Here is a 16,713-nt window from a genome sequence, read left to right on the forward strand (position 1 = left end):
GGCACTGGACAGTGAGAGCCCGTGGCCGGCTTCGTCCTGCACCTTGGCGATCAGGGTCGCCTTGCGCTTGAGGCTGGGCGCGCGCGTGATCCAGTTGCCCTCGGGCAGCATGCCGACGATTTCCGAATGCGCGTGCTGCGAGATCTGCCGCACCAGCGTTTTGCGGTAGGCGTCGGGCATCCAGTCCTGCGGCTCGATCTTGCCGTCGGCGGCCATCACCGCGTCGAAGCGCGCCTGTTCGGGCGAATTCGCGTCCGCATCGAGCGGGGCGACGTTGCCGGGGATATCGAGGGATTGGGTGTACATCAGTACCGTCCAAAAAATGTGGCGAGTTGACGCAGTATAAATTAACCGACCGGTCGGTCAATTGAATTTAACTGTGATGGGTTGAGCCGAATAGCATCGGGAATACCCTTGGCGTTTTTGTTTTGCGAGCGGCGAGAGGCGAGAGGAGGGGGCGAAACGACGCCGTTGCTGCGAAAGAGCGAACTTGCGCGTGGCACGAAGGACGCGCCGCTCGATGGCGACGCGCAGCTGCATCCGCCGGCATCCGTCACACGGGACGGATGAAACGGCCGGAGCGTTCACGCTTTTTCCGGCCGAACCATAAAAAAAGGCAACGCACTGTGCGTTGCCTTCATTGCTTCATCGACCGGAACCGGCCGAATCCGGCCTGCTCAGCAGCCCGTTTGCTTGACGCGCTCGACCGCGAGACCGAACAGCGGACGCAGCTTCGTGCCGACCACGTTGCCGAAAAATGCCGCGACGAGCCAGAGCCAGCCGTGCAGGCTGCCCGACACGATGCCGCTGAAGTACGCGCCGATATTGCAGCCGTACGCGAGACGCGCGCCGTAGCCGAGAATCAGTCCACCGACGATCGCCGCGATCAGCGAGCGCAGCGGCAGACGCCACACCGGTGCATAGCGGCCGGCGAGCGAAGCCGCGACCATCGCGCCGATCACGATGCCGATGTCCATCACCGACTTCACGTCGTGGCTGATTGGCGCGGCGAGGGCGGCCGCGTTCGGGCCGGTGCTCCACACCGGCCAGCTCGCGACGTCGATGCCCAGCGCGGAGAACGCCTTGGCGCCCCACAGCGCGAACGCCGACGTAATGCCCCACGGATGGCCCGACAGCGCGAGCGTCACGAAGTTGAGGATCGCGAGCACGATGCCGCCAGCGAAGAGCGGCCACGGGCCATGCAGCCACGGCGACGCGTTCGGTGCGCGCTCCACGTCGTTCACGAGCCGGCCATGCCGGCGCTTTTCGATCAGCACCGTCAGCGCGGCGATCGCTGCGAACACCACCAGGTTCAGCGCGATCCCCGGGCCGACGCCGAGCGTCTTCACGAGCGAGATTGGCGGCAGATGCGGCAGCGAGGACCAGAACGGCATGTGCGCGGTGCCGACCACCGAGCCGACGATGAACGCGATCAGCGTGACGACCATCCGCGTGCTGCCGCCGCCGACCGTGTACAGCGTGCCGGAGGCGCAGCCGCCGCCGAGTTGCATGCCGATGCCGAACATGAATGCGCCGACCACGACCGACGTGCCGACGGGCGACACCTCACCGACGACCGGATTGCCGAACAGGGTGCCGGCGGACAGCGCCGGGAAGAACAGGAGCACGCCGATCGCGAGCATCAGCATCTGCGCGCGCAGGCCGGCGCCCCGGCCGTCGGCGATGAACACGCGCCATGCGGACGTGAAGCCGAACGCGGCGTGATAGAGCGTGAGACCGAGCAGCGCGCCGAGGACGTACAGCGCGGCCTGCTTCACGCTGACGGTCTGCGCGAGATAGATCGCGCCGAGCACGACGAGCGCGAGCGCGACGGTGAGCGGCTTCGGATTGATGTTGACGAAGCGGCGAGGTGTGCCGCCGAACGGCGTGGACAGATCGGACATGGTGGTCTGGAGCGGACGCACTTGGCGCGCGAGGGCGACACGCCTTTGAAACTGGCGGACGCTGCGCGGGCGGAAGGCCGCGAATAATTGTTTAGGGACAGCGCGCGAGTATACAGAATTGTCAGGTTGTGGCCGCTGCCAGCCAAGGCTCGTGCTGCGCGACGGCACGCCTCGGGCGCGCCGTGCGTCGAGCCTGAAACGCCCGCCGCACGGGGCTTTGCTGAATTCGACGCTACTTGGAGCCGGTCGCTTAATAACCAACTCGCCATAGCGATATTTCGAAATTGCATTGAAATTGCCATGTCGCAGTGCAACTGCCCATACTTGGCCACCGCCTTGCCAAACGCACCGCCGTGCTATAAAAAACATGCTAGCTAGCTAGAATGTCTACGGCCGTCCGGGCGACGCAGCGGGCGGTTCCACTGGAGCGAGCGCGGCCGATATGAGTCTTCTTGAACTCAAGGGCATTTCCAAGCACTTCGGTGCCATTCACGCGCTGACCGACGTCACGTTGAGTCTCGAGTCGGGCCAGGTTGTCGGTCTCATGGGAGACAACGGGGCCGGTAAATCGACGCTGGCCAAAGTCATTGCCGGCAACTTTCCTCCCTCGCACGGCGAAATGCTGATCGACGGCAAGCCGGTGCATTTCAGCAAACCGGTCGACGCGCGCGCTCGCGGCATCGAAGTGGTCTACCAGGAGCTCGCGCTTTGCGACAACCTGACAGCGGCGGCCAATGTTTTTCTCGGCCGCGAGCCACGCTTCGGTTTCGGTCCCCTTCGCATTCTCGATCACGCGACCATGTACCGGCGCGCAGGCGAGCTCTTCAAGGAACTCAAATCGGAGACGCGCCCGCGCGATCTCGTCCGACAGATGTCCGGCGGTCAGCGCCAGGCGGTGGCGATCGCCCGTACGCGCTTATCCGAGGCACGTCTCGTGATCATGGATGAGCCGACCGCGGCAATCAGCGTGCGGCAGGTGGTACAGGTGCTCGATCTGATCAAACGCCTGTCCGAGCATGGCGTCGCCGTCATTCTCATCAGCCATCGCATGCCTGACGTTTTCGACGTCGCCCACCGCGTGGTCGTGATGCGTCGCGGGCGCAAGGTTGCGGACAAGAAGACCGAAACGTCGTCTCCGGAAGAAGTCACCGGTCTCATCACCGGAGCGATCGCCGCCGCCTGAACCTGCCGCACCCGGGAGACCCTACCTTGAACAACGATGCGCCGGAAAGGCCCCACTCCATGCCCGTATTGCTCGATGATCCGCAAGCCGCGAAGACCCATACCCGCTGGACGGCGCTGCTCGCGAGTCAGGTCTTCTGGGTGGTGCTCGCCACCGTCGTAGGCTGCGTCGTGCTATCGATCGTGACCTCGACCTTCGCGACGCAGCAGAATCTTTTCAACGTCACGCGCAACTTCGCTTTCGTCGCCATCGTCGCGCTTGGCATGATGGCCGTGATCGTCACGGGTGGCATCGATATATCGGTCGGCTCGACGATCGGCCTCAGCGGGATCGTGTTGTCCGTCGTCATGAATGCAGGTCATTCGATCTGGGCCGGCATCGGCATGGCGCTTCTGACCGCGGGGCTCGTCGGCCTCGTCAACGGGTTGCTGATCGCCTATCTCGACATGCAGCCTTTCGTCGTCACGCTCGGCATGCTCAGTGTCGGCCGCAGCCTTGCACTCGTGTTCTCCGGCAGCCGGACCATTTTCGATTTCGGCCCTGACGGCAGCACGCTGCTCAAGCTCGGCGGCGGCGCAACCCTCGGCATCGCCAATCCGGTCTGGTTCCTGATTCTGTTTGCCGTGCTCTTCTGGTTCGCGTTCGGCTGGACGCGCTGGGGCCGCTACGTGTTTGCGGTCGGCGGCAACCGCCACGCAGCCAATCTGACCGGCGTTCCGGTGCGTCGCGTGATCTGCTCGGTCTATGTGCTGGGCGGCCTGATGGCGGGTGTTGCGGCGATCCTCGAAGTGGGCTGGCTCGGCGCGGTGACGACGGGCCTCGGCACCGGCGACGAATTGCGCGTGATCGCCGCGACCGTGATCGGTGGCACCAGTCTCACGGGCGGCATCGGCAGCGCGCTTGGCACCGTCGTCGGCGCCGCGCTGATCGAAGTGATCCGTAACAGCTTGATCCTGCTCGGCGTCGACTCGTTCTGGCAGGGCACGGTGGTGGGCGGGTTCATCATCATCGCGGTGCTGTTCAATCGGCTCGGCGGCGATCGGCAAATGAATTGAAGTGTCTTCGGTTGCTCCGGCCGCGCTACGGCCGGGGCTTACGAGGCGGGTGTGGCCGGAGGAGGCGCGGAACTGCCGGACACAGGTGTTTGACGGGATCGTGAGGTTCCGCGGGAGCCCGGTCGAGGGCTTTCCTTGCGACTAACAGGAGAGATGCGCGAGCAGACATGGGCGCCGCGCAAGCGGCGCCGTACAGGAGGAAACAATGAAGAAGACCTTGATGTATCTTGCTGCGATCGGAGGGCTCGCCTTGCTGGGCTCGTCAGCCTTCGCAGCCGACAAGACCTTGGCACTGGTGGTGAAAGGTCTCGACAACCCCTACTTCGACCTCATGCACCAGGGATGCGAGCGGGCCAACAAGGAACTGAACAAGCAAGGCTACAACTGCTACTACACGGGCCCCGCGACGGCCGCCGACGAAAGCGCCGAAGTGCAGATCATCGACGACCTGCTGACCAAGGGCGTGGCGGCCATCGCGATCTCGCCCTCGAACGCGCCAGCCGTGGCTGAGGTGATCCGCCGGCGCAACACGAAAATTCCAATCCTCACGGCCGACGCCGACCTGCTGCCAAAGGACGCGTCACTGCGTAAGACGTACGTCGGCACCGACAACTATGACCTGGGCGCGAAGCTCGGCGAGCAGCTGAAGTTGCTGATGCCGAAGGGCGGCAATATCTGCCTCGTGATGGGCAATCCGGCGGCCGAGAACATCAACCAGCGCGCTCAGGGCACGCGCGATGTCCTCTCCGGCAAGAAGGGCGTGACGAAGCTCAACGGCGAGAACGGCTGGCACGAGATCAGCGCCTGCCCGCTCTACGTGAATGACGACGCCGCCAAGGCGAACCAGATGATGCAGGATACGTTGACGGCCAACGCCACCGGTCTGGACGCCTTCGTGCTGGAAGGCGGCTGGCCGCTGTTCGCGCCGCAGGCGTATTCGCAGGTGGTCGCGCCGATCATGGAGAAGATCCAAAGCGGCAAGTTCGTCATCGTCTCGGCCGATACGCTCGGGCCTGAGCTTCAGGCGCTGAAGGACCACAAGGTCAATGTGCTCGTCGGACAGCGACCGGAAGAGATGGGCTACCAGGCGGCGATGATCATGCGCGATGTGGCAGAAGGCAAGACCGTCAAGCCGGTCATCCACACCGGGCTCGATACGTGTACGTGGAAGAATGCGGATACTTGTTTGAAGCATTGAAGATTGGCCGTGACAGCTGCGCGGACGCCGCCGCCGCGCTTATACCCGCCGCCCTCGGCAAAGGAGGGCGGTGAGCGAGCCGCCCTCGTGAAAGAGGCCTCCGCGGCCGTCCTTTCGTTGCCTGCGCGCGACCTCCCGCGCGCCGCGTGCCGGGGATATCGATTGATCTCCGTGTAAACGCTGAGTGGCGCCAAATCCAAAAAGAATGTCGCCAAAACGGTAAACCGCCTGGTCCGATTCCCGTATCTTTCGCTCGTACCGACCCATCGTCAGACGTCCCGATGCGTACTTGACGCGGGTAATAGGGCCGTCAGGCCCGCACTTCTCCCTATCAGGCGCGAGACGGTTTCTGGTTGCCGACGGCACTGGTCGACCACGCATCCAGTCCATGCTCCGCGCTCTCATTTTTCCCGCTTAACCCTCGTTTGAAGGCAATGCCATGAACTTTCTCGACGGCTCCCTCTACACCGAAAATCAGCAACCCCTGATCATCACGGCCGCGCCCTACGCGCCGTCGTGGGTGCCCTCCGACTTTCCCGAGGACATCCCGGTGACGATGGAGCAACAGATCCAGAAGGCGGTGGACTGCTACAACGCCGGCGCTACCGTGCTGCATCTGCATGTGCGCGAACTCGACGGCAAGGGCAGCAAGCGTCTGTCGAAATTCAACGAGCTGATCGCTGGCGTGCGCAACGCCGTGCCGGAAATGATCATTCAGGTGGGCGGCTCGATCAGCTTCGCACCCGAGTCCGAAGGTGCCGCGGCCAAATGGCTCAGCGACGACACCCGCCACATGTTGGCCGAACTGGACCCCAAGCCGGACCAGGTCACGGTGACGATCAATACCTCGCAGATGAACGTCGTCGAGCACTGGGAAGACGCGGACGTCAAAGGCACCTCGATGGAGGACCCCGAGGTCTACAACGCCTATAAGGAAATGACGGTGCCGGCGCAGCCCGGCTGGGCCGAGGAGCATATTCGTCGCCTGAACGCGGCCGGTATCCAGAGCGCGTTCCAGTGCTACAACATCAACAGCTTCGAGTCGGTGGAGCGCCTGATCCGGCGCGGTGTCTACAAAGGCCCGCTCGTCATGAACTGGGTGGCCATCGGCGGCGGCATGGATGCACCGAACATCTATAACCTCGCCAACTTCGTGCGCGCTACGCCGGACGGCGCGGTCCTGACGGTCGAAAGCTCGATGCGCAATGTCCTGCCCATCAACATGATGGGCATTGCGATGGGCCTGCACGTACGCTGCGGCATCGAGGACAACCTCTGGAACCAGTCGCGCACGCAACGGATGAGCACGGTCGAGCAGATCGAGCAATTGGTGCGCATTTCGCGCGAGTTCGGCCGCAAGGTGGCGACCGCTCAGGAAGCGCGCGAAATCAGCAAGATCGGCGTGTTCTACGACACGGTGGAGGAGACCCTGCTGGCGAACGGTTTCGCGCCCAATCGCAATGGCGGCACGCAGGGTTTTCTGCGCAAGGCTGTCTGAGCCCGTGCGACACGCTACAACCGAACGGAGCGCTGCGGTCAATCGGGACGCGTCAGTCGTGGTCGATGTTCACTTCGACTTCATCTGTCCGTGGTGCCTGATTGGCAAGCGCAATCTCGATGTCGCCATCAGCCGGCTCGCCAGTTTGCGTCGGGACGTGAGCATCAAGGTGCGGTGGCATTCGCATCAGTTGCTGCCCGACATGCCGGTCGCCGGGATGCCGTATCAAGCCTTCTATCTGGCGCGTCTGGGAAGCGAAGCGATCGTTACCGCAAGGCGCGCGCAGGTCCAGCAGGCCGCTCGCGAGGCCGGTGTCGAACTGAGGTTCGAGCGGATCGAAGTGATGCCCAACACCCGGATGGCGCACAAGCTCGTCGCGTGGGCCACCACCACAGGGGCGGCAGTCAACCCCGCGGCGCTGATCGAGCGCCTGTTCACGGGCTATTTCATCGACGGCGAAGACATCGGCAATCCGCACACGCTCGAGCGCATCGGTCTCGCGTGCGGTCTCGATGCCGCAGGCCTGGCCGACCATATCGCGAGGTCGCAGCGCGAAGCCGGCCTGCCGTTACCGCGGCCGCCGCAAGCCGACGATGTGATGGGCGTGCCGCACTTCGTCGTCAATTCCGCACTGTCGCTGTCGGGGTTGTACGCGCCGGGCGCGATCGTGGATGCCATGCTGCGCTCGCTCGAGAACCACTAACGCGAATCGTGTCACGCGAGATACCGGCAAAGCAGACGGACGAGCTCGCGAATTGAAGAGATCAGGAAGGTACTCATGAATGGATTGATGATGCAGCAACCGCTGCTGGTCACCTCGCTTCTCACTCACGCAGAGCGGCATCATGCCGAGCAGGAGATCGTGTCGCGGCGGGTCGAAGGCGATATCCACCGGTATCGATACCGCGATCTTGCGCAGCGCTCCCGAAAGCTGGCCAATGCGCTCGCGGGGCTCGGGGTGATGCACGGCGAGCGGGTCGCGACACTGGCATGGAACGGTTACCGGCACATGGAGCTGTACTTTGCGGTGTCGGGTTCCGGTGCCGTGCTCCACACGCTGAATCCGCGCCTGCATGTCGATCAACTCGCGTACATCATCGATCACGCTGAAGATCGCGTCGTGTTCTTCGACTTGACCTTTCTGCCGCTGATCGAGTCGGTCGCATCGCGCATCAGCAGCCCGAAGGTCTTCGTCGCGATGACCGATCGGGCCAACATGCCCGAAGCTCACGGACTGCCCGTCACGCTACTGTGCTACGAAGACCTCATCGATGGTCATAGCGATCAATTCGCCTGGCCGCTGCTGGACGAAAACGAGGCGTCGTCGCTGTGCTACACGTCCGGTACGACTGGCAATCCGAAAGGCGTGTTGTACAGCCATCGCTCGACTGTTTTGCATACCTATGCAGCAGCACTACCGGACTCGCTGAACTGCTCCGCGCGCGACGTGATTCTTCCGGTGGTCCCGATGTTCCATGTGAATGCCTGGGGTCTCCCATACATTGCGTGCATGGTGGGCGCCAAGCTCGTGTTCCCCGGGCCCGCCCTCGACGGAAAGTCGTTGTACGAGCTGATCGAGTCGGAACAGGTCACGCTTTCCGCCGGAGTGCCCACGGTCTGGCAAGGGCTGCTCCGGCATGCCGGCGAACGCGGTGCGACGTTCTCGTCGATGCGCCGAACCATCGTCGGCGGGGCGCCGTGCCCGACGGCGATGACCACGGAATTCCAGGAGCGTTACGAGGTCGACGTCCTGCACGCGTGGGGCATGACCGAGCTGAGCCCCGTGGGCACGGTTTGCAGCTTCAAGGCGCAGCATCTGACGTGGCCGACGCAGCAGCGCTACGCGCTGCAGGCAAAGCAGGGTCGTGCGGTGTTCGGCATCGACATGAGAATCGTCGATGTGGACGGTAAGGAACTGCCGTGGGGCACGCACGAAGCCGGTGACCTGCAGGTGCGCGGCCCGTGGGTCGCGTCCGGATATTTTGGCGGCGAAGAGGCGTCACCGTTGTGCGACGGCTGGTTCCCGACGGGAGACGTCGCGAAGATCGACTCCGACGGCTTCATGCAGATCACCGATCGCAGCAAAGATGTCATCAAGTCGGGCGGTGAATGGATCAGTTCGATCGACATCGAAAACGTGGCATGTCTGCATCCGCAAGTCGCGAGTGCCGTGTGCATCGCCGCCAGACATCCGAAATGGGACGAGCGTCCGTTGCTGTTGGTCGTAAGAAAGCCAGAAGCAACGCTTCGCTGCGAAGAACTGCTCGACTTCTTTGACGGTCGCGTCGCGAAGTGGTGGAAGCCCGATGCCGTTGTGTTCATCGACGCGGTTCCGCTCGGGGCTACCGGAAAGGTGCTCAAGAACCGGCTGAGGGATCAGTACCGGGACTACTACCTGACCGTTTGATCGGCGCGTGGGGCTCCCTGTCTTCTCATTGCTCTCCGGCGTCTTGCGTGGCTGGATTTGTCATTAAATCGACCGCTCTGGACACCCGGTGCCGCTGTTCCCAGCGATACGATGCAGTGATGGATCGAGGCAAGGATGCCTGAGATCAATGGTCTATTTTCAGAGGAGCAGGTCGAACATGGCTTACGACGCAGATAAGAAGCAGCTACGCGCGGACGAGCAGGCAGCGCGCACTCACGAGGGCACCGGTGGATGGGCCGCCAAAAGCAAAGCCGCGGTCGAGTCGGTCGCGCACTGGGCGTGGTCGCCCGCCTCGAGTCACTACGACTGGATGGACTTGCATTCGCCCTTTGCGAGTATCGACTGACAGGCGCAGTAGCTGGCACGCCTGCGGCGTGGGTAGAGACGGGTTCTAGTCGCGCTCTTTGGCATGCCAGCGGAGTACACTCATTTTGCGGCGTCGTTACCGCGGAAGGAGGTCGAAATGAGATTCGCCGAAATGTTCAAGCGCCCAAGACGGGGCGCCAAGCTCGGTCACGCAGCTGACGCAGAGCATCACGAGGATCACGGGAAGTCGGCCCAAAAGGAAGCGAGAAAGGTGTGGGATCTGGTCGGTCGCATTCGCCATAAACATGCGAAGTGGGAATAGCCACACGAAGACTGCGCCCGGCGGTTCAGGCGTATGGCGAACACTGCTGGCAGTGTTCGCCGCTTCGGGCCTCATGGTGGCGCTCGCCGTGCTTGCGGCTCCGAACCACCCTCCAGGCAGCGAATAACAACGGGCGGCCCGACGCAATCAATGCGGCTTGATCGCCACCTTCAGCACGCCGTCCCGCTGGTTTGCAAACAGCTCGTACGCGGCCACGATGTCATCGAGTTTGTAGTGATGCGTAACCAGTGCGCCGAGGTCGGCGCGACCGGATTCGATCACGTTCATCAGACGTCGCATGCGCTCTTTTCCGCCGGGGCACAGCGCGGTATTGATCTTGTGATCGCCGAGGCCTGCCGCGAACGCCGACAGCGGAATCGTCAGGTCGGACGAGTAGACGCCGAGGCTCGATAGCGTGCCGCCCGGCTTGAGGATGCGCAACGCCGATTCGAACGTGCCCTGGGTGCCGAGCGCTTCGATCGACGAATCCACCCCACGGCCGCCGGTCAGCTTGAGGATCTCGTCGACCACATCGCAATTCTTGAAGTTCAGCGCGACGTCGGCGCCCATCTTGCGAGCCATCTCGAGACGATGGTCGTTGCCATCGACCGCGATGATCGTGGTCGCGCCCAGCAAGCGGGCGCCCGCGGTCGCGCACAGGCCGATCGGCCCTTGCGCGAATACCGCCACCGTGTCGCCGATCCGGATGTTGGCATTCTCCGCGCCTTTGAAGCCGGTCGACATGATGTCGGGACACATCAGCACCTGCTCGTCAGTCAGGCCGTCGGGGACCGGCGCGAGGTTCGCTTGCGCGTCGGGTACCAGCACGTATTCGGCCTGGGTGCCATCGATCAGGTTGCCGAACCGCCAGCCGGCCGTCGCCTTGTAGCCATGACAGCCACACTGGCCTTTCGCGATCAGATAGCTGCCGTCCTGCGAGGGGGCGCCGTCTTGCGCCGCGTACGAATTGAAATTGGGACAGATCGCGCCGGCGATCACGCGCTGGCCTTCCTCGTAGCCGCTCACCGCGCTGCCGAGCTTTTCGATCACGCCAACGGGCTCGTGGCCGACCGTTAGGCCTTTGGCGACCGGATACTCGCCTTTGAGAATGTGCACATCGGTGCCGCAGATCGTGGTGGTCGTAATGCGCAGCAGCGCATCGTTGGCGCCCACCTCGGGCATGGGCTTCTCGGTCAGTTCGATACGGCCCGGTTCGACGAATACGGCGGCTTTCATCATGGCGCTCACGACTGTCTCCTTCCGTTCAGGTCAATTGCAAAACAAGAGGGGGTTCGCGCAGGGTTCCGTAGGCTGGCCGCGATGGTCGTATCCGCGATCATGCGTTTCGACTCGACCGGCAACGCGGACGAGAAAGCGCGACGCCACTTTAAAGTAGCAGAAGTTTGGCAATCCGCAGGACGGCTTAAGAGAAATGCTGTCGCGGTGTATCGGCGGAGTCGGCGCCGTCTGCTCTTTGAGCTACTGTGCATTTCAGCGCGCGGTCGCGAAACGCGTCGCTTGCGCTAGACTGGCTCGAGCAACCGGAAGGAGACCTGGATGATACGCAAGATGCTCAATGCTTCGCAGCTTCAGCAGGAGGTCAATCGGCGCATCCATCGACTGCAGGAAATCGTCGACGATGGCGTGAAGATCACTGTGCCGCGGCCCAAGTTGCAGGAACCTGACAAGACCGGCTGCAACTGGAGCATGACTCACTTCGGCAACGCGCTCGGCTTCGAGCGCGGCATCGACAGCGTGCTCAAAGCAATGCGCGCGGAATACAACCTCAAGACCGAAGTGAACGATAGCGGCAACCCGTTTGGGGACTAACCGCGCGGTCCCCACTCAGCACCCGTCGCGATAGAGCTTCAGCATCTCTGGCTGGAGACTCGCGCGGAGCCCGCTCACCACATGTGGCCATTTCCCACATATTGGGGAAACTCCCTGGCGCGCAGTCATCTGAGTCGGACTTAACAAAGTTAGAATGGTTGCTCTAAGGCGGCGTCAGACCGTTTGCCCGGTCAATGGGCCCGGTGTGGAACGCCCTTCACGAATCGCGGTGGCAGCGCTCGCTGCGTGCGCGCGAACCTGAGAGATATCCCATGAGCACCCGTAAAGAGATGCCAATGACTCTGTCCGTTCCGATCAGCGTGACGCAACTGCCCGGCCAGTTCGTCGCCGGCGTTTGCGCGCTGACGCGGCTGAACGCGGATACGTGCAGGTCTGCGTTCGCGGGTGCTGCCCAGCAGTGGGAAAACGTATTGCTTGCGCAGACGCCTGAACAGTTCGTCAGACGTCAGGCCGATGTGATGTCCTGGCTCGCGCTGCAGTTCGCCGGATACACGCGCGGCTGGATGGACATCGTGTCGGAAACGATCGGACTGGGCCATGCCGCCCGCGATCACGACGACGGGCATGAGCCCGAGGCGGGCGCCACGCCCGCAGGCACGTCGGCCGATGCAACGGCCGTCGACGCCATGACGCGCGGGGCCGTGCCGGAGCCGGAGCAGGCGGAGGGCGAGTCTGCCGCCGGCCGTCACACGGACGCATGGGAATTGACCCGTGCCATTCTCTCGCGCGCCGCAAAGCCGGACTCCGACACGGCGAAACGCCAAAATCCGCCCCGGACACGTCGCTCGTCGACCCGATAGGCGACAACCTTCCGTAAATCCTGCCGGATTCAGGCTCCGCATCCTGTCGATGCAACCGCGGCCGATCCGGTTACCCGATCTCTGTTTCCGCCGGAGGCAAACGACATGCTGAGCCCGCACGAACTGGCCACGTTGTTGCTGGTGAAGGATGCGCCCGAACGGATCGATTCGGACCGGGCAGAGCTTGGCGCACTGCGCGACCTGCAGTTGATTGCGAACGAGCCCGCCAGCTCGGGCTTCCACTTTCCTCGCGTGACGCCGCGCGGCGACGCCGTGCTGCGTGCGTTTGCACGGGTACGTTGACCGGCGCACAGATAACTCGTTGAGACGACCCATACTCGTCGGGCGAGCCGCCTTCAGGGGCGGCTGGCAATCTGGACGCACCTGAGGAGGTTGACGTGGATCAATCGTGGCTGGGTACAGCTATCGGCCTGATCGTGCTGGTGATGGCCGCGTATGGCGTAATTGCGCACTACCGCCGCGAGCGGCGCCGGGCCGATCTGTTGCGCAATCTCGATCACCACGACTGGTGTCGCTGGACCCGCTCGCGACACTGACCGTCATTGCCAATTAAAAACTTCGCCCGCTGCCGTGAGCAGGAAACCGCGTGGCTAGCGACGTCCGCTGCGGCCCCATACATAGCGGACCCACCGTTGCCACCGGCCCTGCGGCGGAACCGGTGAGTGGTGCGCGGCCTGCGCTTCGCGGTCGCGCTCAACGCTCTTCTGCACCTGTTCGTGGATTTGCCGCAAGGTCATGCCGCCGGGGCCTTTCAGCTGGTCGGGCGTGGCATCAGGATCGAGATCGGGTTTGTCTGTCATGGGAGTCGCCTGTTGCTCATGAGGCAACTTGATCTTGCTACGGATGCGCGGTCGCAGCAAGCATGAGGGTGGACTGACTTTGAGGCCGCAGAATCAGGCACAACTGTCGCATTCGTCAAAGCTTATTGCCATTGCTGGCAATCACATCGCGATACCAATAAAAACTGCCTTTCGGAATTCGTCGAAGATCCTTTTCATTGGTCTCGTCACGGTCAACGTATACAAAGCCATAACGTTTCTGATAGCCATTCAGCCAGCTCAAGATATCAGTGAACGACCACGCACAGTAACCCAGCAACTGCACGCCATCGCTGATCGCTTGCTGACATGCTTCGAGGTGACCTTTCAGGTAGGCAATGCGATAGGCGTCGTGAATGGTGTCATCGGCGTGTAGCGTGTCGAACTCACCCAGACCGTTTTCGGTAATCATCATGGGTAGCGCGTAACGGCTGGAGATACGACGCAATGCAATGCGCAAGCCCATTGGGTCGATAGCCCAGTCCCAATTGGATGTCTCCAGATTTGGGTTGGCGGTGGTGCGATACAGGCCGGGCACGTCGCTCGATGGCGTGGTGCCTTTCTGGCCGGTGGTGTTGATACGTTTCATGCCCACGCCATCGAGCGGGTTCTCGGTAAACGTGGTGGTGTAGTAGTAGTTCACGCCGACAAAGTCGGGGAAGCCACGCTGAAAGATTTCGAGGTCGCCCGGTTCAATGTGCGGCGCTTCGCCGGTCTGCTGCAGGTAATGGAGCGCCGCTTGTGGATAGCGTCCAAAGCAATAGACATCCAGCCACCAGTAATTGGTGAATTCGTCAGCGTTTTCGAAAGCAAGAATGTCGGCCGGCGCGCTGGAGGCGGGGTAGGCAGGGGAGTAGGCAAAGCTCGGGCCGATCCGGCCTGTGGGTACGTGCTGGCGGAACGCGGCAATCACGGTGGCATTGGCCAGGAATGCCACATGATTGGCGGCAAAAAAGCGTTTGCGGTCTTCTACGCCGGGAGGATGAGTACCCAACTGAAAGGCATTGGTGAAGTTGAAGTTCTGTTCATTCAGCGAAACCCAATACCTGACCTTGCCGCCAAAGCGCTGAAACAGCGTTACGCAATAGCGCTCGAAATCCGCGATGATCTCGCGGCTTTCCCAGCCACCGTATTCATCCTGCAAAGCTTGTGGCAAATCCCAGTGGTACAGCGTGAGCACAGGTTCGATGCCGTGAGCGATCAGTTCGTCGATCAAGCGTTCATAGAATGCCAACCCCGCTTCGCTCACCTCGCCCCGACCCTGCGGATAGATGCGCGGCCAGCTAACTGAGAAGCGGTACGCCTTCAGGCCCATCCGCGCCATCAGCGCCACGTCTTCGGCAAAGCGGTGATAGTGATCGACAGCCACATCACCGTTGCTGCCCTGAAAAGTCTTGCCGGGAATCCTGGTAAAAGAATCCCACACCGACGGGCCTTTGCCATCGACGTTCCAGGCACCTTCCACCTGGTAAGCCGCCGAGGCGGCACCCCAGAGAAAATCCGGGGGGAAGTCTTTCAGTTTCCGGTGGAACATGAGTGCGCTCCTGACGGTTCACTGCAGCGGTTTGGCAACAATTCGATGGTGACCAGACAAACCGGTCAATGGCATGCGCGAAGTTCGCTGTAGCGTGGTTGCGTGTGAATGTTACCGCCTGACGACCTGCTTGACCGCTACAGAATCGCGAGACGTCCCCGCGGGTCCGCCACCCGTCATACAGCTTGCCGGCGCGGCGCCCGGCACCGATACGTTTTTCAGTGGCGATCAACATCGACCTTCATGATCATTGATCCACGCTGCGCGGTGCGATCGGCGCGCTAACCGCTAGAATTGCGGTTTTAGCCGGAATATCCTCATGTCTTTTGCCGCGCTTGGTCTGATCGATCCCTTGCTGCGTAATGTGCAGGACCTCAACTACCAGACACCTACGCCGGTACAGGTCAAGGCGATTCCTGCTGTGCTCAGCGGCAAGGACGTCATGGCTGGGGCACAGACCGGCACCGGCAAAACGGCGGGTTTTGCGCTGCCGCTGTTGCAACGGCTGGTGCAACACGGCCCGGCGGTGTCGAGCAACCGCGCGCGCGTTCTGGTGCTGGTGCCCACGCGTGAACTGGCTGAACAAGTGCTGCAAAGCTTTATCGCTTACGGCAAAGGCCTCGACCTACGATTTCTGGCCGCCTACGGCGGCGTGAGCATCAACCCGCAGATGATGAAGTTGCGCAAAGGCGTGGATGTGCTCGTTGCCACGCCGGGCCGTTTGCTGGATCTCAATCGCCAGAACGCGGTGCAGTTCGATCAAGTAGAAACGCTGGTGCTGGATGAAGCCGACCGCATGCTGGATCTGGGCTTTGCGCGCGAACTGAACGCCGTCTTTGCTGCGTTGCCCGCTCGGCGCCAGACCCTGCTGTTCTCCGCCACGTTTACCGACGATATCCGCGCCATGGCGGCGACCATTCTGCGCGGCCCGGTCAATATCAGCGTCAGCCCGCCCAATGCCACGGCCAGCAAGATCAAGCAGTGGGTGGTGCCGGTGGATAAAAGGAACAAGCCCGAGCTCTTCATGCACCTTGTGGCCGAGAACAACTGGGAGCACGCGCTGGTGTTCGTCAAGACCCGCAATGGCGTGGATTACCTGGCGGCCATGCTGGACGAAGCGGGCTATGCGGTCGACACCATCCACGGCGACAAACCGCAACCCGCGCGCCTGCGTGCGCTGGAGCGCTTCAAGACGCGCGAAGTACAAATGCTGGTCGCCACCGACGTGGCTGCGCGCGGGCTGGATATCGACGACCTGCCGCTCGTGATCAACGTTGATCTGCCGATCGTGGCGCAAGACTATGTGCACCGTATTGGCCGTACCGGCCGCGCGGGTGCCAGCGGCGTGGCGGTGTCCCTTGTGTGTGCCGATGAAGCGCCGCAACTGGCCGCGATCGAAGCGCTGATCCGGCAAACGCTGCGCCGTGAAGAAGAGCCGGGTTTTGAAGCCGAACACCGCGTGCCGGAAACCAGCGCGACGGGCGAGATCATCAAGAAGCCCAAAAAGCCCAAGAAGCCGAAAGTGCCGCAAGCTGCGTCGGGCGCCATGCAGGTGCCCAGCAAGAAGCCGCGCCCGCAAGGTGGCGAAAACAAACGCAAGCCTGCGGCGCAGCGCGCTGTCGCCGCGGGGCAAGGCACAAGCTTGTCCAGCGGTAGCCCATTCAGCGTGCAAAAGCCGCGCAGCAAGCCCGCCAGCAAACCCGCTGCGGGTTCGCGTAAGCCGGCAGGCAACCCCGCTGGTGGCCGCGGCAAACGCCAACCCTGATGCGGGGACTTTGGCGAAGGTCGTCAGCTC

The 16,713-nt window shown here is 62.6% G+C and carries 17 protein-coding genes; 12 read left to right on the plus strand and 5 right to left on the minus strand.

Translation table 11 applies throughout. From position 1 onward, the window contains the following. Together CI15_RS23120 and CI15_RS23125 are read right to left on the minus strand one after the other, a co-directional pair. Window positions 1-306 (minus strand): Phenylacetic acid catabolic protein (locus CI15_RS23120; protein WP_174543260.1); only part of this gene is annotated, 306 nt, incomplete at its 3' end. Window positions 307-677: 371 nt separating this feature from the next. Further along, window positions 678-1,904 carry a YeeE/YedE family protein gene (locus CI15_RS23125; protein ID WP_062131679.1) on the minus strand — a complete coding sequence of 409 codons (1,227 nt, stop codon included), beginning with the start codon at window positions 1,902-1,904 and terminating at the stop codon, window positions 678-680. Window positions 1,905-2,448: 544 nt separating this feature from the next. On the opposite strand from CI15_RS23125, the gene CI15_RS23130 reads away from it, so the two are divergent. The 7 genes from CI15_RS23130 to CI15_RS23160 all read left to right on the plus strand — a co-directional run bounded on the left by CI15_RS23130 (window position 2,449) and on the right by CI15_RS23160 (window position 9,612). Then, the gene (locus CI15_RS23130; RefSeq protein WP_241495909.1) at window positions 2,449-3,087 is read left to right on the plus strand and encodes an ATP-binding cassette domain-containing protein; all 639 of its coding nucleotides are present in this window, start codon (window positions 2,449-2,451) and stop codon (window positions 3,085-3,087) included. A 59-nt stretch (window positions 3,088-3,146) separates the two neighbouring features. Next, window positions 3,147-4,142, plus strand: a complete 996-nt coding sequence (locus tag CI15_RS23135; RefSeq protein WP_062131685.1) for an ABC transporter permease — start codon at window positions 3,147-3,149, stop codon at window positions 4,140-4,142. Window positions 4,143-4,347: 205 nt separating this feature from the next. Beyond that, window positions 4,348-5,340, plus strand: a complete 993-nt coding sequence (locus CI15_RS23140; RefSeq protein ID WP_062131696.1) for a sugar-binding protein — start codon at window positions 4,348-4,350, stop codon at window positions 5,338-5,340. Window positions 5,341-5,779: 439 nt separating this feature from the next. Next, window positions 5,780-6,838 carry a beta-keto acid cleavage family enzyme gene (locus CI15_RS23145; RefSeq protein WP_062131699.1) on the plus strand — a complete coding sequence of 353 codons (1,059 nt, stop codon included), beginning with the start codon at window positions 5,780-5,782 and terminating at the stop codon, window positions 6,836-6,838. A gap of 58 nt (window positions 6,839-6,896) precedes the next feature. Further along, window positions 6,897-7,541: a DsbA family oxidoreductase gene (locus CI15_RS23150; protein ID WP_062131702.1), complete on the plus strand. Its 645-nt coding sequence runs from the start codon at window positions 6,897-6,899 to the stop codon at window positions 7,539-7,541. 75 nt (window positions 7,542-7,616) lie between these two features. Continuing rightward, on the plus strand, window positions 7,617-9,245 hold the full coding sequence (locus CI15_RS23155) for a 3-(methylthio)propionyl-CoA ligase (RefSeq protein WP_062131705.1): 1,629 nt from the start codon (window positions 7,617-7,619) through the stop codon (window positions 9,243-9,245). Window positions 9,246-9,423: 178 nt separating this feature from the next. Beyond that, the gene (locus CI15_RS23160) at window positions 9,424-9,612 is read left to right on the plus strand and encodes a hypothetical protein (protein ID WP_153041172.1); all 189 of its coding nucleotides are present in this window, start codon (window positions 9,424-9,426) and stop codon (window positions 9,610-9,612) included. Between the two features lie 429 nt (window positions 9,613-10,041). Here the strand turns inward: CI15_RS23160 and CI15_RS23165 are convergent, their stop codons facing one another. Then, window positions 10,042-11,142, minus strand: coding sequence for an NAD(P)-dependent alcohol dehydrogenase (locus tag CI15_RS23165; protein ID WP_062131710.1), 1,101 nt, complete (start codon window positions 11,140-11,142; stop codon window positions 10,042-10,044). Window positions 11,143-11,451: 309 nt separating this feature from the next. Between CI15_RS23165 and CI15_RS23170 the strand changes: the two genes are divergently transcribed. From CI15_RS23170 to CI15_RS37345, 4 genes are all read left to right on the plus strand, one after another. Further along, entirely contained in the window at window positions 11,452-11,724 is a 273-nt protein-coding gene (locus CI15_RS23170; RefSeq protein WP_062131713.1) for a hypothetical protein, read from the plus strand. Between the two features lie 272 nt (window positions 11,725-11,996). Then, window positions 11,997-12,545, plus strand: coding sequence for a phasin family protein (locus CI15_RS23175; RefSeq protein WP_063910567.1), 549 nt, complete (start codon window positions 11,997-11,999; stop codon window positions 12,543-12,545). 105 nt (window positions 12,546-12,650) lie between these two features. Further along, window positions 12,651-12,848, plus strand: a complete 198-nt coding sequence (locus CI15_RS23180; RefSeq protein WP_062131719.1) for a hypothetical protein — start codon at window positions 12,651-12,653, stop codon at window positions 12,846-12,848. 95 nt (window positions 12,849-12,943) lie between these two features. Continuing rightward, window positions 12,944-13,102 carry a hypothetical protein gene (locus CI15_RS37345; RefSeq protein ID WP_162842059.1) on the plus strand — a complete coding sequence of 53 codons (159 nt, stop codon included), beginning with the start codon at window positions 12,944-12,946 and terminating at the stop codon, window positions 13,100-13,102. A 54-nt stretch (window positions 13,103-13,156) separates the two neighbouring features. Here the strand turns inward: CI15_RS37345 and CI15_RS35615 are convergent, their stop codons facing one another. Continuing rightward, the gene (locus tag CI15_RS35615; protein WP_075643758.1) at window positions 13,157-13,366 is read right to left on the minus strand and encodes a hypothetical protein; all 210 of its coding nucleotides are present in this window, start codon (window positions 13,364-13,366) and stop codon (window positions 13,157-13,159) included. Between the two features lie 115 nt (window positions 13,367-13,481). Continuing rightward, on the minus strand, window positions 13,482-14,918 hold the full coding sequence (locus CI15_RS23190) for a glycoside hydrolase family 1 protein (RefSeq protein ID WP_062131725.1): 1,437 nt from the start codon (window positions 14,916-14,918) through the stop codon (window positions 13,482-13,484). Window positions 14,919-15,237: 319 nt separating this feature from the next. On the opposite strand from CI15_RS23190, the gene CI15_RS23195 reads away from it, so the two are divergent. Beyond that, entirely contained in the window at window positions 15,238-16,683 is a 1,446-nt protein-coding gene (locus tag CI15_RS23195) for a DEAD/DEAH box helicase (protein WP_062131727.1), read from the plus strand. Window positions 16,684-16,713: the final 30 nt, after the last annotated feature.

This window comes from Paraburkholderia monticola (assembly GCF_001580545.1).
Lineage (GTDB): Bacteria > Pseudomonadota > Gammaproteobacteria > Burkholderiales > Burkholderiaceae > Paraburkholderia > Paraburkholderia monticola.